This is a genomic window from Streptomyces sp. A012304, assembly GCF_026008495.1.
Classification (GTDB): Bacteria; Actinomycetota; Actinomycetes; order Streptomycetales; family Streptomycetaceae; genus Streptomyces.
On the sequence record NZ_BQUN01000182.1, the window covers coordinates 248,429 to 264,038 of the forward strand.

Annotated in this window: 16 protein-coding genes and 7 pseudogenes; 16 read left to right on the top strand and 7 right to left on the bottom strand. The window is 68.6% G+C overall.

Annotated elements, in window-relative coordinates; all coding sequences use genetic code 11:
• Nucleotides 1-105: 105 nt before the first annotated feature.
• Nucleotides 106-224 (top strand): annotated as a pseudogene (locus ALMP_RS37055) (dienelactone hydrolase family protein); the annotation flags it as partial.
• Between the two features lie 83 nt (nucleotides 225-307).
• Here ALMP_RS37055 and ALMP_RS37060 read toward each other — a convergent pair.
• On the bottom strand, nucleotides 308-994 hold the full coding sequence (locus ALMP_RS37060; RefSeq protein WP_264936373.1) for an AraC family transcriptional regulator: 687 nt from the start codon (nucleotides 992-994) through the stop codon (nucleotides 308-310).
• 63 nt (nucleotides 995-1,057) lie between these two features.
• Between ALMP_RS37060 and ALMP_RS37065 the strand changes: the two genes are divergently transcribed.
• Nucleotides 1,058-1,861, top strand: a complete 804-nt coding sequence (locus ALMP_RS37065) for an NAD(P)H-binding protein (RefSeq protein WP_264936374.1) — start codon at nucleotides 1,058-1,060, stop codon at nucleotides 1,859-1,861.
• A 106-nt stretch (nucleotides 1,862-1,967) separates the two neighbouring features.
• Here the strand turns inward: ALMP_RS37065 and ALMP_RS37070 are convergent.
• A pseudogene (locus tag ALMP_RS37070) lies at nucleotides 1,968-2,318 on the bottom strand (IS5/IS1182 family transposase); the annotation flags it as partial.
• 297 nt (nucleotides 2,319-2,615) lie between these two features.
• On the opposite strand from ALMP_RS37070, the pseudogene ALMP_RS37075 reads away from it, so the two are divergent.
• The 4 genes and pseudogenes from ALMP_RS37075 to ALMP_RS37090 form a co-directional block, all read left to right on the top strand.
• Nucleotides 2,616-3,029 (top strand): annotated as a pseudogene (locus ALMP_RS37075) (UvrD-helicase domain-containing protein); the annotation flags it as partial.
• A gap of 603 nt (nucleotides 3,030-3,632) precedes the next feature.
• On the top strand, nucleotides 3,633-4,238 hold the full coding sequence (locus ALMP_RS37080) for a lytic polysaccharide monooxygenase (RefSeq protein WP_264936375.1): 606 nt from the start codon (nucleotides 3,633-3,635) through the stop codon (nucleotides 4,236-4,238).
• A gap of 154 nt (nucleotides 4,239-4,392) precedes the next feature.
• A pseudogene (locus ALMP_RS37085) lies at nucleotides 4,393-4,632 on the top strand (IS5/IS1182 family transposase); the annotation flags it as partial.
• Between the two features lie 168 nt (nucleotides 4,633-4,800).
• Nucleotides 4,801-6,069, top strand: a pseudogene (locus ALMP_RS37090) (NF041680 family putative transposase); the annotation flags it as partial.
• Between the two features lie 57 nt (nucleotides 6,070-6,126).
• On the opposite strand, the gene ALMP_RS37095 reads toward ALMP_RS37090, so the two are convergent.
• On the bottom strand, nucleotides 6,127-6,390 hold the full coding sequence (locus tag ALMP_RS37095) for a hypothetical protein (RefSeq protein WP_264936493.1): 264 nt from the start codon (nucleotides 6,388-6,390) through the stop codon (nucleotides 6,127-6,129).
• A 217-nt stretch (nucleotides 6,391-6,607) separates the two neighbouring features.
• Between ALMP_RS37095 and ALMP_RS37100 the strand changes: the two genes are divergently transcribed.
• Nucleotides 6,608-6,916: a hypothetical protein gene (locus ALMP_RS37100; protein WP_264936376.1), complete on the top strand. Its 309-nt coding sequence runs from the start codon at nucleotides 6,608-6,610 to the stop codon at nucleotides 6,914-6,916.
• 35 nt (nucleotides 6,917-6,951) lie between these two features.
• On the opposite strand, the gene ALMP_RS37105 is transcribed toward ALMP_RS37100, so the two are convergent.
• The gene (locus tag ALMP_RS37105) at nucleotides 6,952-7,125 is read right to left on the bottom strand and encodes an STAS domain-containing protein (RefSeq protein ID WP_309299585.1); all 174 of its coding nucleotides are present in this window, start codon (nucleotides 7,123-7,125) and stop codon (nucleotides 6,952-6,954) included.
• Between the two features lie 14 nt (nucleotides 7,126-7,139).
• Nucleotides 7,140-7,378 (bottom strand): annotated as a pseudogene (locus tag ALMP_RS37110) (hypothetical protein); the annotation flags it as partial.
• 706 nt (nucleotides 7,379-8,084) lie between these two features.
• On the opposite strand from ALMP_RS37110, the gene ALMP_RS37115 reads away from it, so the two are divergent.
• The 6 genes and pseudogenes from ALMP_RS37115 to ALMP_RS37140 all read left to right on the top strand — a co-directional run bounded on the left by ALMP_RS37115 (nucleotide 8,085) and on the right by ALMP_RS37140 (nucleotide 11,915).
• Nucleotides 8,085-8,633, top strand: coding sequence for a YciI family protein (locus ALMP_RS37115; RefSeq protein ID WP_264936377.1), 549 nt, complete (start codon nucleotides 8,085-8,087; stop codon nucleotides 8,631-8,633).
• A 58-nt stretch (nucleotides 8,634-8,691) separates the two neighbouring features.
• A complete protein-coding gene (locus ALMP_RS37120; protein WP_264936378.1) occupies nucleotides 8,692-9,843 on the top strand; it encodes a GDSL-type esterase/lipase family protein in 1,152 nt (383 codons plus the stop codon).
• A 109-nt stretch (nucleotides 9,844-9,952) separates the two neighbouring features.
• The gene (locus ALMP_RS37125; RefSeq protein WP_264936379.1) at nucleotides 9,953-10,642 is read left to right on the top strand and encodes a DUF6308 family protein; all 690 of its coding nucleotides are present in this window, start codon (nucleotides 9,953-9,955) and stop codon (nucleotides 10,640-10,642) included.
• A gap of 33 nt (nucleotides 10,643-10,675) precedes the next feature.
• A pseudogene (locus tag ALMP_RS37130) lies at nucleotides 10,676-11,449 on the top strand (IS256 family transposase); the annotation flags it as partial.
• Between the two features lie 49 nt (nucleotides 11,450-11,498).
• Entirely contained in the window at nucleotides 11,499-11,651 is a 153-nt protein-coding gene (locus ALMP_RS37135) for a hypothetical protein (RefSeq protein WP_264936380.1), read from the top strand.
• A gap of 27 nt (nucleotides 11,652-11,678) precedes the next feature.
• On the top strand, nucleotides 11,679-11,915 hold the full coding sequence (locus ALMP_RS37140) for a transposase (protein ID WP_264936481.1): 237 nt from the start codon (nucleotides 11,679-11,681) through the stop codon (nucleotides 11,913-11,915).
• A 102-nt stretch (nucleotides 11,916-12,017) separates the two neighbouring features.
• Here ALMP_RS37140 and ALMP_RS37145 read toward each other — a convergent pair whose 3' ends face one another.
• The gene (locus ALMP_RS37145; RefSeq protein WP_264936381.1) at nucleotides 12,018-12,320 is read right to left on the bottom strand and encodes a cupin domain-containing protein; all 303 of its coding nucleotides are present in this window, start codon (nucleotides 12,318-12,320) and stop codon (nucleotides 12,018-12,020) included.
• Nucleotides 12,321-12,462: 142 nt separating this feature from the next.
• Here ALMP_RS37145 and ALMP_RS37150 point away from each other — a divergent pair, with 142 nt between their 5' ends.
• Nucleotides 12,463-12,651: an ATP-binding protein gene (locus ALMP_RS37150; protein ID WP_309299590.1), complete on the top strand. Its 189-nt coding sequence runs from the start codon at nucleotides 12,463-12,465 to the stop codon at nucleotides 12,649-12,651.
• Between the two features lie 542 nt (nucleotides 12,652-13,193).
• Here ALMP_RS37150 and ALMP_RS37155 read toward each other — a convergent pair.
• Nucleotides 13,194-13,673, bottom strand: a complete 480-nt coding sequence (locus ALMP_RS37155; RefSeq protein ID WP_264936382.1) for a diadenosine tetraphosphate hydrolase — start codon at nucleotides 13,671-13,673, stop codon at nucleotides 13,194-13,196.
• Between the two features lie 359 nt (nucleotides 13,674-14,032).
• Here ALMP_RS37155 and ALMP_RS37160 point away from each other — a divergent pair, with 359 nt between their 5' ends.
• Both ALMP_RS37160 and ALMP_RS37165 read left to right on the top strand, forming a co-directional pair.
• Entirely contained in the window at nucleotides 14,033-15,052 is a 1,020-nt protein-coding gene (locus ALMP_RS37160) for an ISL3 family transposase (protein ID WP_264936482.1), read from the top strand.
• Nucleotides 15,049-15,339, top strand: a complete 291-nt coding sequence (locus ALMP_RS37165; RefSeq protein ID WP_264936383.1) for a peptide deformylase — start codon at nucleotides 15,049-15,051, stop codon at nucleotides 15,337-15,339. The genes ALMP_RS37160 and ALMP_RS37165 overlap by 4 nt, the downstream gene beginning before the upstream one ends.
• Nucleotides 15,340-15,610 lie beyond the last annotated feature (271 nt).

Here is a 15,610-nt window from a genome sequence, read left to right on the forward strand (position 1 = left end):
CTTGAAGCCCCTGATCTGCCTCGCGGGACATCTGCGCCAACAGCGCGGGAAAAGATCTACGAGTCGGACTTGTGGGGCCTGATCAGTGCGTTTCGTCGGTGGCCCCATCCCGGCACCGTCCACGGTTCACCCTGTCTGACACCGATGCCTTCAGCCCCGTCGCGCTGCAGCGTCACTGGGACCGTCTGCTGCCCCTTCTCGGCCGCACCCTGACCAGGAGCTGAGCGCTCCGACGCGGAAACCAGGCCTCAGGAGTACACGGCTTTGGAGCTGTGGGGTAGACCTGTGTCTTCGCCGGTCTTGGAACTCAGGCAGTGCACAACGTCGCGGTGGGGCGCCGCCCCGCGGTGAACGCGGCCGGTGGGACACCCATGAAGTGGCGGAACTCTGCCGTCATGTGGGACTGGTCGTAGTAGCCGGCCGCCGCGGCGATGTCCGCCCACCGGCCCGCATCGGCCGCGAGCACGGTGCGAACACGGTCGATGCGTGCGAAGTGCTTGGGGGACAAGCCGGTGCCGTCGGTGAACAAGGTGTGCAGGCGGCGCTCACTCATGTGTAACCGGGCCGCGGTCGTGGCGACATTGGCGCCGACAAGTAGACGTGCCGCCTCACCAAGCCGCCCTGACGGCTCCGGGCGGTCAGCCAATGCTTTTTCGAGAGCGGCGACCGGGTCGGCGGCGAACTGGTCGACGTCCAGGCCCGGTAGTTCGCGCAGCGGCACAGCCCGGTCGGCGAAATCACGCAGCGAACGGCCGAGCAGGGCTTGGGCACGCCCCGGCCGCATACGAACCCGCACGCACGAGTGGCCGGGCACGGCGACGTGATAGGCGGCCCGGGTGCGGGGGCCCATGACGATCAGCTCGCGCTTGTCAGTGCGCAGAAGAAGTGTGGTGGCGTGATCGGGCACATCGACCGCCGCCGAAGCACTCGCCGTAGCGACATCGATCCCGGCAACCCACCGCAGAAGGGCAGGCGGCACGACGAGAGAACTCACGCGGCCCACGATAGTGCCGAAACTTCCTATCACGAGGTGTGAGAGCGCTGTCATCGTCGGGACATGATCCTTGTTACCGGTGCCACCGGCACCATCGGTAGTCACGTCGTCCGTCTGCTCACCGAGCGGGGCCTACCGTTCCGGGCGATGTCCCGGCGCGAGCGGCCCGGCGGGGTGCGGGCCGACTTCGACGACCCGGCGTCGCTGGCGCGCGCGGTGTCCGACATCGACACGGTCTTCCTCGTCACAGTGCCCCCCGTACCGACCGCGGACCACGACATCGCCCTGGTCACGGCCGCGCGGGCGGCAGGCGTCCGTAAGATCATCAAGCTGTCCGCCATCGGCAGCGGCGAGCGGTTCGACGGGGCGACCGTCGGCGCGTGGCACCTCGCCGCGGAGGAGGCGATCGAGGCAAGCGGGTTGGTGTGGACGATGCTTCGCCCGCCGAGCTTCGCCTCGAACTTCCTGTGGTACCGGGCGCTGATCCAGGCCGGAGAGCCGATCCCGAACCTGGCCGGCGACTCCCGGCAGGCCATCATCGACCCGAGGGACGTGGCTGCGGTCGCCGTCGCCGCCATGACCAGCGATGCGCACGACGGGCAGCGGTACGACCTGACCGGGCCAGAGCTGCTGACGTTCGCAGACCAGGCGGCGATCCTGGAGGGCGTGCTGGAACGCCCGGTCAAGATCACCGACACGAGCGCGCTCGATCAGTTGCCGGCCGGGATGGTCACTGGCATCCGCTGGGCGCGCGCCGGCGGCGCGGCCTACGTCACCGACCACGTGCCGCAGGTGCTCGGCCGGTCGGCGGGCACGTTCGAGCAGTGGGCACGCGACCACCGGGAGGCATTCGCGGCAATGCCGTAACCCACCGCAGCCGACGGCCGCCAGGCTCTGGTAGCTCATGGGGCAGAGCCCGTTCTTACTTGGTGCTTCGCTGGAGCTGGTGAAACTCGCGCGGATGGGTGTGGGGTCATGGTCGCCGGTTGGGGCGGTCGTCCCAGCGGTGGGCGGTCCAGGCGCGGCGCATGAGGCTACGCACGGTGACGACGGCATCCGTGAGGTCGCAGAAGGCGTTGATGACGCCGAGCCGGCGTTCGTAGCAGCGTGCGAGTCGATGGAAGGCCTTCTGCCGGGCGTGGGTGCGCTCTACCTGCCGGCGCCCGGTGGTCTGGACGAGAGCCTTCTCGCCCTTGTGTGCGATCCGGCCGTGCAGTCCGCGTTCGTCAAGGGTGGTGCGCCTCTTGCCCGAGTCGTAGCCGGCGTCCAGGTGCACGGTGATGTCGTCGGGCAGCGGGCCCAGGCCGTCCAGAAGGGCCAGAGTCACCCCATGCCGCGCCAGGCTACGCCCACCCCATGCCCAGCTCCCGCAGTGCGGCTGTCCAGGAGTGGTGTCTCAAGATCAGTGGTCGATGGGCTGATCTGCGCTTGTCAGTCCGGTGTGGGGGACAGGTCCGACGGAGTGGATGTCCTGAGCGTGTGTGAGTTGGGGTGTGGTGCCGTGGCGGGTGGGGGGTGAGCTGGGAATTTTCAGGTAGAGGGTTGCGGTGATCAGGTTGTGTCATCTGCGGTGAGCGGTGGGCATGTTCAGTGATTGCTGGTACGTGCTGCTGCGAGAACGCCGAAGATCGACGCCGACTTCCTGCTCCTGGACGAGGCCCTGGACACCAACCCCGTCGTCGAACAGATCTTCCTCGCCCAACGTGACCACGCCCAACTGGTCATGGCCGGCGACTCCGCCCAGGCCATCTACCACTGGCGCGGCGCCAAAGATGTCATGACCGGCTTCGGCGGCACCCAGCTCGCCCTGTCGCAGTCCTTCCGCTTCGGCCCCCGGCTCGCCGAGGAAGCCAACCGCTGGCTGCACCTGGCCGACGCCCCCATCCGTCTCACCGGCGCCGACACCGTGCGCACCGAACTCGGCCCCGTCACCCGACCCGACGCGGTGCTGTGCTGTACCAACGTTGGCGCCATGGCCCAGGTCATGGAGCTGCGCTCCGGGGGACACCGGGTCGCACTGGCCGGGGGAGGAGACAAAAACTGATCCACCACGCGACCACGGCTGCCCATACACATCCGCGAAGCAGACACCCTGACTACTGGGAGCGGGAGTTGCAGCATCCATGGGTTCGGCCGGGGGCAGTTACGACAAGGCCCTCACGGAGAACCCGTGGATGATCGTCAAGAGCGCATTCAGAAGCGGCTCGGCTACCTCAGCCGATCGAATTCGAGGAGAAGCGCTACGCCGACCCGGCAACGGCCGAACGAACGAACGTGAAACCCCGTCACCCCGCCCTGACCAGCTGATCAACACCTCCCGCACGCCGGGGGAACCTCGAACTGGACAGCCCTCACGCCAGAACCAGGTCCCGTTGCCATGCTGCGAACGCCCCTCCCTGGCATCGCCCCGCACACCACTCCAGGCGGTTCTGACTCCCGGCTCACGGCAGATATTCCTGCTGGCCGCCCATCTCTGTAATCAACTCCGTTTGTTTCATTGACATCTCACTCGGAATACCTACGCTTGGGAGCGCTCCCATGACAGTCTGCAACTGGAAGGAGTCCCCCCACCATGCGCAAACAGAGTCCGTTAGCCGGGCGTTTGTCGCCCCTCCGCCGGCCTCTCCAGGCGTTCGTCATGCTGTTCGCCGTGGTTGTAGGCGCGCTCACCTGGTCGGCCCCCGCCCAGGCTCACGGCACCGTCGTCGGCCCCGCCACCCGCGCGTACCAGTGCTGGAAGACGTGGGGCAGCAACCACACGAACCCGGCCATGCAGACCCAAGACCCCATGTGTTGGCAGGCCTTCCAGGCCAACCCCGACACCATGTGGAACTGGATGAGCGCGCTCCGCGACGGCCTCGGTGGCCAGTTCCAGGCGCGGACCCCCGACGGGACGCTCTGCAGCAACAACCTCTCGAGGAACGCCAGCCTGAACAAGCCCGGGCAGTGGAAGACCACCACCGTCGGCAACAACTTCTCGGTCCAGCTGTACGACCAGGCGTCCCACGGTGCCGACTACTTCAAGGTGTACGTGAGCAAGCAGGGCTTCAACCCCAAGACGCAGACCCTGGGCTGGAGCAACCTCGACTTCATCACGCAGACCGGCCGCTTCGCCCCGGCGCAGAACATCACGTTCCCCGTCCAGACCTCCGGCTACACCGGACACCACATCCTGTTCGTGATCTGGCAGGCCTCGCACCTCGACCAGGCCTACATGTGGTGCAGCGACGTGAACTTCGGCTGAGCCGGGGAGCGCCGCACACGGCACCGGCCCCTGCCGGGCGCCGGTAACCCGCCGTCCGGCCGACCGAGCTCCGTCGGGCCAGGGGACTCATTCGGTCACCCTGCCCCGACGGGGCTCCTGCGCTCCCACCGCTACCGCGAGCCGAGGGCTGGGCAGGGCCCTGCCGAAGGACTTCCCGCCCTGACGGACGGCATACGGCTTCATGGCCCGCTGGGCGGCGGCCGGCGTCATCGGGCAGATCCGCGACCAGCTCCGCAAGCGCATCCGCCGTGACATGGGCCGATCTCCCGGCGCGGTCGCCACCGTCATCGACTCGCAGTCCGTGAAGGCCGCCGAGACGATCGGGCGGGACTCGCGCGGCTACGACGTCGCGAAAAGGATCAACGTCCGGCGGGCGAGGACCGCGACGCTCCCGTCTGAGGTGGAACCCGGCGGCGGGCCATGCCCGGCACCGCCCGCCGCCGCAGGATGAGGCCACATGCAAGCCCCGCCCACAGCCCCGTCTCCGCGCGAGACAGAACACAGCAGCCCTGCCCTGCGCCAGCTGCTGCGCCACCGGATCGTCGCGCTCGCGCCCGAACACCGCCGTGGGCACGGGGCTCTGTACGGCGGGCTCAACCAGGGCCGGATCGACGTCGCACGGCTGCGTCGTGCCCTGGCCGGGGTGCCGTTGCCGCGGGCGGCAGACGGTCGACTCGTGCTGGCAGTGGATGTCTCGCCGTGGCGGCGACCGGACGCCAACACCTGTGCTGACCGGGCCTTTTGCCACACGTTCGGCCGGGCGAGGGCAAACATCAGATGGTACCCGGCTGGCCGTACTCGGTGGTGGCTGCGTTGGAGAGTGGCCGCACGTCCTGGACGGCGGTGCTGGACGCGGTCCGCCTGAAGCCCGGCGCCGACGTCGCCGCGGTGACCACCATGCAGATCCGTGGGGTCGTCGAGCGGCTGGTCGCCGCTGGCCAGTGGAAGCCGGGCGACCCGGAGGTCCTGGTCGTGCTGGACGCCGGATACGACGCCCCGCGCATCGCCCACCTGCTGGACGGCCTACCCGTCGAGATGCTCGGCCGGCTCCGGTCCGATCGCGTGATGCGGCGTCCGACACCCTCCCGCGAACAGTTCCACCTGGCCAAACCCCAAGGGCGGCCGACCGCCCGAACACGGCGGCGAGTTCGTCTTCGGCGCCCCCGCAACCTGGGGCCCCGAACAGGCCGAGACGGCCACGGACACCCGCTTCTACGGGAAGGCCACCGCGCAGGCATGGGACCGGCTGCACCCGCGGCTGACCCGCCGGGCCGCATGGCTCGACCACGACGGGCCGCTGCCCATCATCGAGGGCACCGTCATCCGCCTGGTCGTTCAGAAGCTGCCCAGCGGCGGGCTCAACAAGCCGGTTGGGCTGTGGCGGTCGCGCACCCGCGCCACAGAAGCAGACGTCGACCGCTGCTGGCAGTCCTTCCTCCGCCGCTTCGACATCGAGCACACATTCCGTCTGTTCAAGCAGACCCTCGGCTGGACCAAGCCCCGGCTCCGTAGCTCGGAAGCGGCCGACCGGTGGACCTGGCTCGTGATCGCCGACTACGCCCAGCTCCGGCTGGCACGCCCGCTGGCCACCGACCTCCGCAGACCCTGTCATAAGCCGACCGAGCCGAACAGACTCACACCCGCCCGCGTTCGCAGAGGGTTCAGAAACCTGCGCACGAAGACGGGCTCTCCGGCCGGTGCACCGAAACCCGCCCGGCCCGGCCCCGGCCGCCTGCCAGGCTCGAAGAACCGGCGGACCGTCACTCGCTGCGACGTCGGACGCGTCCTCACCACCGGCGAGTCCTACACCCGACCCGCACACCACAACGTCGGCACGAAGCCCCGACGCATTGGCGGATCGGCAAGCTCAGACCGACAGGCGGAAACCACCGATCTGGTACTCCAACCCCTCACAGAACTCCAGGTGCGGGATGGCACTCCGCATTGCCGAGTACAGCGCGGGCGGAACCTCGTAGACCGCGGTCTCAAGAAAGTCGTCGTCGCGCCCGGGGAACAGGTCCCTGATACTCAGGATCTCGACTCGGGTCAGGCCAGTGACATGGGCGGCTTGCTCGTTGCGGTCCCAGCCAATGAGCTCCCACCCAAGTGTTTCGGTGTCGATATCGTTCACGCGCCTACGGTAAGCGCGAACTGCCCCTGAGGTTAAACGTCGAGCTGAAACGGCACACCATGTTGCCATGGCGGACAGGAGCCACCGGCCGGCCTTGGCCCACCGCGACCCGACATGGGCATGTGAGGGCTTCTTGGCCATGCGGTGGCGTTGACGATGCGATACCAGGGCACACGAACCCGGCATGGTCCGTACGGGTGTCCGGCAGGAGGAGCCAATGGCCGCTCATGAGGTCTACGCCGCCAGCGCATTGTCGGCGGTGGCGGCGATACTGCTCGCGCGATGGTGCCTGACGCGCCGAAGCGGCAGGCCGCGCACTGCTGCGGTATCCCGCCGTGCCTCGCGCTGGACGGCGCCGAGGGATGCCCGACGCGCCGACTCCACCGCGGCCCGAGCCGAGCAGCACATGCCGACGGACGCGTCCTGCGCTCAGCGGGCGGTGCAGGAGGCCGAAGACCTCGTGCACGGCTACTGGCGCCGGCTCAGTCCCCTCTACCTCTCCAAGCGCGAGCACCATCAGCACTGAAGCCGGTCGTTCAGTGCATGGCCAGCCCGGGCCGGTCATTTGCTGAGTGCTTGGCGGAGGGGTTCGTGGCAGTCGGCAACTGCGTCGACGCCGACGAGCTGCAGGGTGCGCAGCACGGATTCGGCGGAGCCGGCCAGACGTAGCCAGCCGCCTGCTGCGGTGACGGCCTGGTGCGCGGCGATGAGGATGTCGATACCGCTGGAGTCCATAAAGGTGACCTGCCGGAGCCGCGGGTGTCGGCGAAGCAGACGACCTCCACACCCCGCTCGCCGGAGATATCTACGCCTCCCCGAGCACCCGCACCGCCGCGAGGAACGCGCGGTGGACACGGCGGCCGGCCGCGTCGATGCCGTTGGCGAACTGGCTCAGGACTTCGCGCCGCTCGGAGACGAGGTGGTCGCCGCACAGCCACGCCGACCAGACGCGGTCCGGCGGTACGTGGCGGCCGACCTCCGGTTCGTAGACCGTCTCCGACGACGACCTGGGCGCCGCGGACCGGCTCCCCGCGTCGTCGATCGGCGCGGAAACCGAATGCCGTCGTGTACGACATGTCGCTGATCTGGCAGTCCACGTGCCGTACGTGTTCGTCATGGTCGGAGTGCCGTCATAGGACGGGCTCTGGGATACGAAACCCGGTTAGCGTCGGCATGTGGCGGGCCTGTCGCTGACCGGCTGAACGGGGTGCAACGGGAGGCGGGGCGGGGGCTGGGGCCGGCGGCGTCACGACCACAAGCAGCAGGAGACGCCATGCCGTCAGGGTGCGCGCAGCAGGACACCGCCCAGGCCCAGCCGCCCGGGCCCAGGCCGCTGGCTCCGCTTCCCATCGATGTCGAGGCCCTCTTTCCGGAGCTGATCGGTACGGCGCGCGAGGTCACCCTCCTCCACCCCCGGGCCGGGCAGCCGGGCCCGGGGCAGTTCCGTCGGCGGGCCGTTGCTGTGGTGGCCGGCCGACGAGCCCTGGCCGATGCGCGCCGAACCGGACCACTACAAGCCGCTCGACGCGCCCGTAGGGCCGGAGCCCGGTCGCGATGGTCCCGGTAACCCAGCTGTATGCACGGGATGTGCCCGGACTTGTCTTCCCCGCCAAGGCTGCCTCGTTCGGAGCGCGGGGTCATCGTTGTCAAAAGCCAGTTGAGACGGTGCCCTTGGTGGGGAAGGGTCTGTGGTCATGGAGTTCTTCTGCTACCACCGTGACCGGCCCGGCTCTCTCGCGTTACGCGAGGAGTTGCTGGAAGAGCACTGGTCCTACATGGACCGTTACGCGAAGGAACTGATCGCTCGCGGCCCGACCTTCGCTGATGATGGTGAAACACCCACCGGCAGCGTGCACATCGTCGATCTGCCCGATCCCGCCGCTGCCCGCGCGTTCGCCTTCGACGAGCCCAACTACCAGGCCGGCGCGTACCGGGATGTGCTGCTGCGCCGGTGGCGCAACGTGCTGGGGCGCACCATGTGGGATTTCCCCGGTGGCCCAACCGGTGGCAACCGGTACCTGGTGCTCGGTCTCGGCGAGGGTCCGGCCGCCGATCTTGTCCTGCCGTTCGACCGGGACGAACTGGTCGCGTACGGGCCGTTGCTGTCCGACGACGGCGACACCTGGCTGGGTACGGCAGTGCTGCTCAGGGCCCCGGATCCGGAGACGGCACGAGCCGTTCTGACTGCGGACCGGTACGCGGACATCGAGGTCCACGACTGGGAGTTCGGCGGGCGTCGATGAGCCGTGCAGGCACCGGGCTGATGTCATCTCCGGACCACATTGACCTGGTGCAGGAGCGGTGACGGTGGTGCTGCGGGCGGTTCCGCTGGTGGGCGGACCGGTGGAGTTACGGGGTGCGCTGGACCTGGAGACCACACAGGCAGGGGTGATGCCGCGCCGGTTGCCCGCGTGGACCAAGGAGCAGTACCAGGATCCGTCGGTCTACGGGGTGACCGTGATGCCCTCGGGGGTGCGGCTGGTGTTCCGCACCGATGCGCGCGCATTGGAATTCGAGGTACTCACCTCCACCGGTCAGCTTGACTCCGACCCCCACCCTCGGCCGACCGGGATGCTGGAGTTGATGGTGGACGGCGCCTTGGTCGGGCGTCAGCAGGCGCCGGTGGGCAACGTGCTGCGGATGGCGGGCCCCGGGGCCGTCCAGCGACTCATCCCGGGCGAGCCAGCAACCGTACGGTTCGCCGGGCTGCCGGCCGGCATGAAGAACGTCGAGTTGTGGCTGCCACAGCAGACCCCAACGGAACTGGTAGCACTGCGCGCTGACGGCGACGTACTCGCACCACTGCCGGACGGGCGGCGCCGCTGGGTGCACCACGGCAGTTCCATCAGCCACTGCATCGAGGCCGACGGCCCGACCGGGACCTGGCCGGTGGTGGCAGCTGCGCTCGGAGGGGTGGAAGTGATGAACCTCAGCCAAGCGGGCAACGCGCTGCTGGATCCCTATGTCGCCCGGACGATCCGCGATACGCCCGCCGACCTGATCAGCCTCAAGGTGGGCATCAACATCGTGAGCCTGTCCGCCTTCCGGCTGCGGACGTTCGGCCCGGCGGTACACGGATTCCTGGACACGATCCGGGATGGACACCCGGACACCCCGCTGCTGTTGATCTCTCCGGTGAGCTGTCCGGCCCTGGAGGAGGCCCCCGGTCCGACCGCGACCGGCCCGGACGGCAGGCTCGCTGCCCTGGGAGACCCGGCCGATGTGGCCGGCGGGGCATTGTCGCTGGCGGTGGTCCGTGCCGAGCTGGCCCGGATCGCTGCGGCACGACAAGCGTCCGATCCCCACCTCCACTATCTCGACGGACGCGAGCTGCTCGGCCCGGACGAGGCAGATGACCTGGCCGACGGCATTCACCCCACCGCCGCCGCATACCGTCGAATGGGCATGCGCTTTGCAGCCCACGCCTTCGCGACCGACGGTCCCTTCCGCTGAGTGAGCCGGGCTGTACACCCTGCACCAGGGGGGAGCTTCCACGCTCCTCCGGCCGGAGATGGGCGGCGGGGATGCAGGGCACTGCTCGCCTTATGAAGAATGGGTTTGTGTGATCTCTTCCACTGGAACGTCGTTGTCGCCGTTGGGGCAGCGGTTGCGCGTACTGCTGAGTGCAGAGCGTGTTGTCGGTGACCTGCGGCGTTACTTCGGCATAGGCATGCCGCCCGGCGGGGTGCCTTTCACCGGCAGTCGGTTCGAGCATCTGGCGGGTGGGGGAGACCGGCCGGAGGCCGCCGACCGCATCACGGCGGAGGACCTGGTCGCGGTGCAGACCCTGTCGGTCACCGTTCCGGCGCCTGTCGCGCTGGACATTCTGGAGGGCCCGCTCGGCGCGCGGCTGTCCGGCCTGCTGCAGGCCATACCCAGGGACATCGATATGGCTGATGCCGAAGCGGATGTCGTGTCCGACGGCTCGCCGGCGGACCAGGCCTGGCATCTCCTGCGCGACCAGCCCGATGTCGGATGGGTGATCGCGGGGAAGATTCTGGCGCGTAAGCGTCCGCGGTTGCTCCCGGTCTACGACCGCGTCGTCCGCTGTGCCGTCGGCCGGCCGCCGTCCTTCTGGCTCGCCCTCCACACCGCGCTGCGTGAGGACGACGCTGCTTTGCACCGCCAACTGCTGGAGCTGCGCCAGGTCGCGGGGGTGCCGGAGACGGTGAGTGCGCTGCGGGTATGCGACGTGGCGGTGTGGATGGAGCACCGGGCGGAGGGGCACGCCTGTCCTGGGTCTGGACGGTGAGCGGTGTAACTCCCGAACTGGAAGCGACAGTTGATGACTGACGTGACAAGTGACATCGGGGCCGGGGAGGCCGCTGTGGGCGGGACGGGCGCCGTGGATGACGGGCTGGTTGCCGAGCTGGTGGCCCGGGCCCTCCCCCGGTGGGGTGAAGCTCACCGGGGGAGGCGGCCTGCTGCAGCAGCTGACGAAGCGGGTGCTGGAGTCCGCGCTGGAGGGCGAGCTCACTGATCATCTGGGCCACGAGCCCGGTGAGCGGGCCGAGGGCGGCCGGGAGAACTACCGCAACGGGCACCGGTCCAAGACGGTGCTCACCGAGGCGGGGCCGGTCGCGATCGCGGTGCCGCGGGACCGGGCAGGGTCGTTCGAGCCGCAGCTGGTCAAGAAGCGCCAGCGGCGTCTGGGCGGCGTGGACGAGATGGTCCTGTCGCTGTCGGCGAAAGGGCTCACGCGCGGGGAAATCTCCGCGCATCTCGCCGAGGTGTACGGCGCGGAGGTCTCCAAGTCCACGATCTCCCCGATCACCGACAGCGTGATGGCCGGCATGACCGAATGGCAGAACCGTCCGCTGACAGCGTCTACCCGGTCGTCTTCATCGACTGCGTGGTCACCAACCGGCCCGTCTGCAAGGCGGTCGCGGTCACGCCGAGGGACACCGGGACATCCTGGGTCTGTGGATCGGCGACGGCGGGGAGGCCGAGAAGTACTGGCTCCAGGTCCTGACCCGAGATCAAGAACCGCGGCGCGGCCGATGTCCTGATGCTGGTCTGCGACGGCCTGACCGGTCTCCCGGACGCCGTGAACACGGTCGGCCTGCGACGATCGTCAGACCTGCGACGAGTTCGGGCCGCTGAACCTGATGCCCCGCAAGGGCAAGGCGTGGGGACCGGTGAGGCGTCCGCGCCGGCTGCGGGCCACCTACAACCGCTACGGCGGCGTGAGACACATGCTCGCCGCCCTCGATTTGGCCACCGGCAAGCTGTACTACCGCATCCGCCCGCGCAAGCGGTGACGGGAGTTCCTCGGCCTGCTCAAGGGTCTGCGCGCCCGCTGGCCCGGTCAGAAGCTGTATGTGGTGCTGGACAACTTCTCGCCACACAAGCACACCAAGGTCCGCGACTGGGCCGCCGACAACGACGTCGAGCTGGTCTTCCTGCCGACCTACGGCTCCTGGCTGAACTGGATCGAGGCCGAGCTCGCGGCGCTGCGCTACTTCGCGCTCAACGGCACCGACCACCGCAGCCACGAGGAGCAGAACGCGGCCATCGCCGCCTAGGTCCGCTGGCGCAACGCCCACGCGGAACCGAAGACGAACTTCGCCTTCGACTCACCGATCCGGTCATGGACCGAATACCCGGCCAGGGCCGCCTGAGTACCTTCACGCCGACTCCTCCACGATCACCAACGTGCCATGACTACCGGGGCGGACAGCGTGTAGCGCGCCTGCCGGCACCCGGTACATCCCGCCTGTCTCCACGGCGACCTCGGCGCCCTCCACCAGCAGTTCCAGCCGCCCGTCAAGCACCAGCAGTACCTCATCAGCCCCGTGGGCCTCTTCCTGGACCGGGCCGCTGTCCATACGCAGGACTTTCACACAGGTCGCCCCGACCTGTCCCAAGCAGCAGGAGCTCCAGGCAGCCGGCAGCGCGGCCGCTGTCTCCACGACGTTGATCGAACTCATCACATGCCTCCCAGCGGGCTGCTCGCACTACGGCCCAAGCAGCCCGACCATCACATTCAACGGATGCCGGGAAGCTATCTGAGCAGGGACGATCGTTGGTCGACCGTTTGGCAAAACCTCCCGCCGACCACACCTCGATTACCTGGCCAAGAACGTCGGAATCGCCGACTGGGCCGGAGCCTTCGGCGACGCCACCGTCGCCGCCGCCATGCTCGACCGGCTCCTGCACCGAGCCGCAGTCGCGGGCATCGACGGACCCTCCTACCGGCTCCGCGGCCACCAGAACCAGGCCGACGCCATGCGCAAGGGAGTCAACGCACGTGTCTCCTGACCCCAACGAACAGCTCAACCCCGCGCCCGCCAACTGTCCAGTCTGCGAGGGCGAGTTCATGCCGAGCCCGAGACAGATCTACTGCTCTCCCCGCTGCAAGAGCGCCGCCCACCGACGCGCTCCCGCCGACCTGGCGGCACACACACCTGCCCGGTCTGCGACGGCGTCTTCACCGCCAACCCCCGACTCCGCCGGGTCTACTGCTCGCCCGAATGCCGTCGCGAGTCGGAAATGCAACGCAACCGGACCCGCGACGAAGAACGAGCACGACGTCTCGGCGAACATCCCCGAGCCCTTCCGCCCGGCCGGCAGTCGGCAGCCCCCGGCCCATCGACCCACTGGCACCAACGGCAGTCCGGAACTGCCCGCACTGCGACCAGCCCGTCACGATCGTCGCCCTGCTCGCCACCCAGGAAGCCGCCTGCCCCACGATCACCAACCGCGTCACCGACATCGTCCCGCTCAGACGCCTCCAGTGAGCTACGGCTGACCGTCACCGATCACCGGACCCGCCGGCCTGACGGTCGGCGGGCCCACAACACTCAGTTCACCGAGCACAGTTGGTCGAGTTCACTGCCGATCGCCTCCCGCAGCACGTCATGCTGCGGACCGAGCCTGAACCGCTCGTCGCTCCACCGTTCACGCGGATAGAGCCACACCGGAGCACCCACCGCATCGGCCGGCTCCCACTCGAACCGCGGCCAGACATGCGCATGCAGGAACGGGTCCGTGTTCCCCAGGATTTCCAGGTTCACCCGGCGGAAAGCCGGATCCAGCCGCCGACAAGCACGCTCGACCGCTTCTCCGAGTTGGTCCATGTCAGACAGGAACGACAGCCGCTTCGCCCTCGGCAGGTCCGACAGCCGCTGCACACCCGGTTCGTCCACGAGCAGAACTGAGTAGCCCGGCAGAAACTGAACGTCCCCGATCACCGCGAACCCCGACGTCAGCCGTCGCAGCACGGTCGGATTCTCGCCCCTCAGCGCAGTCCCGATCCGGTCCATCCGCCAGTCACCAGTCATGACCAAAATCTACATTCTGGTGATCAAGGACCGCTCTTCGATCCCCATCCTCCTCGCACAGTTCAAGGACCAAGCAAGTGGGGCGAGGAGCGGCCCCGGCCGTTTTCAAGGCTCTGTCCGCAGTTCCGTGAATCCCCAGGTCAACGAAGTGAGCGAGGGATCGTTTCGGCAGAGTATGTCCCGGCATGGCGAGCACGACGGTCGAGGCTGTGCTGTTTCCCGGGATCGATGTACGAGTGCAGCGCATCAGCGACTCCTCCGACGTCCTGGTGGCGGAGGCGGTGTCCACGGCTCGCCCTGGCCGGTGCCCGGACTGCCGGAAACAGGCGAGGCGCATACACAGCACGTAGCAACGCACCCTGGACGAGCGGCCGTTGGGATCTCGCCGGGTCATAGTCCGGCTGAGTGTCCGCCGGTACTTCTGTGACCGGAAGAGCTGTTCCCGCAAGACGTTCGTCGAGCAGGTGCAGGGACTGTCCGAGCGGCACCGCCGCTCCAGCACCGGGCTGACAGGCTGGCTGCGGTCGATCGCGATCGAGCTCGGCGGCCGTCCGGCCGCGCGGTTGTGCCGCCGCCTGCGGCTGGTCGCGGGCCGGACCCGGCTGCTCAGGCTGTCGACGGCGCCGACGGTGCCGGACCGAGCGCCGCGGGTTATGGGGGTGGACGAGTTCGCCTTCCGCAAGGGCTGCACCTACGGCACCGTGCTGGTTGACGTCGAGGCCGGCCGGGTCGTGGACGTGCTGCCCGACCGAACCTCCGAAACGTTCGCCGCCTGGCTCACCGAGCATCCCGGCGCCGAGATCATCTGCCGGGACCGGGCCACCGCCTACACCAAGGCGGTCAAGGAAGCCGCCCCTCATGCCCTGGAAGTCGCTGATCGCTGGCATCTGTTGCAGAACCTGTCCGCCGCCGTGGAGAAGACCTGCCACCAGCACCGCGACTGCCTGCGCAAACGTGCCGAGGAGGAGACAGTGACCGAGGTGCTGGAGCCGCCCCCGATGCTGTTACCGCCCCAGGAACTGCCCCGCACCCAGGTCATCGAACGCACCCGCCACCGCTACGAAGACATCCGGCTCGCCTGCCCGGACATCACCCGGGCCTGCGACCTCGCCCGGGCGTGTGCCGACATGGTCCGCCACCAGCGCGGATACCTCCTGCTGGAGTGGATCCGACAAGCCGAGCAGGACGCACCGAAGCCCATGAAGGGCTTCGCCAGTTTCCTCCGCCAGGACTTCGACGCAGTGACCGTCGGCCTCACCCTGCTCTGGAGCTCCGGGGTCGTCGAAGGACATGTAATTCGGCTAAAAAAGCTCAAGCGGGCCATGTACGGCAGGGCCTCGTTCGAACTCCTCCGAGCCCGCATCCTCACCCGGCCATGAGCATCGCGGAATTGCGGGAGCCCCTTTCAGGGGCTTGTTTTGTCATTTTCGACGTACGGGCTCAGGTTTTCAGGCCCCTGCGGATCACGGTGGAAATGCTGACAGCGGCGGGCAGTATCGAGAGCGCGGTCTACGAGCGGGGCGACGCGCGGCTCATCGCGCACGAAGTTGATCACCTCGATGGACTTCTGCTGCTGGAGCGGACGAGGCCCGGCGTGAGGCCGGTCCCCGTCGAGGAGCACCGCAGGACGGCCGAGGCCACTGGCCGGCCCTGGTCGTACGAGTAGAAGGAGGCAGGGCCGACCGTGGGCAGGCAGCACCGCGGTCCGGCGCGATGCCAGGAAGCTCTGGCGGTCAGGCGCGCGGGGGCGGTCTCAGAAGGCCGTGCGGATGTCGCTGCGCGGGTCCCCGACCACCCAGCCGTTCGTGTTTCCAGCGACCGGCAGGGACCTCGGTCTGCTGGAGAGCTCTTGGCTCGCGAACTGCTGAGAGGTCGGCCCCTGCCGACGGGCTGGCGACATGAAACCTGACCCGCTTCTGCCGGGCGGGACCGGTCTT